Annotated in this window: 1 protein-coding gene; it reads left to right on the top strand. The window is 66.0% G+C overall.

All coding sequences use genetic code 11. The features are described 5' to 3' along the window. On the top strand, window positions 1–238 hold a 238-nt coding region (locus FXV77_RS21965; protein ID WP_148921386.1), incomplete at both ends, for an NAD-dependent epimerase/dehydratase family protein.

Raw genomic sequence — 238 nt, 5'->3', positions numbered from 1 at the left:
AAACTGTCCGGGCGCTGGTGGCCGACCGCCCCGAGGTCATCTTCCATCTCGCCGCCATCGTCTCGGGCGAGGCCGAGGCGGATTTCGACAAGGGCTACCGCATCAACCTGGACGGCACCCGCAACCTGTTCGAGGCGATCCGCGCCTTGGGCGATTATCACCCGCGCGTGGTGTATACATCGTCCATAGCGGTCTTCGGCGCGCCCTTCCCCGAGGCGATCGGGGACGAGTTCCTGAC

The organism is Sphingobacterium phlebotomi (assembly GCF_008180195.1).
GTDB lineage: Bacteria > Bacteroidota > Bacteroidia > Sphingobacteriales > Sphingobacteriaceae > Sphingobacterium > Sphingobacterium phlebotomi.
Note: the sequence above shows the minus strand (reverse complement) of the source record. Positions and strands in the feature narration are given on the sequence as shown.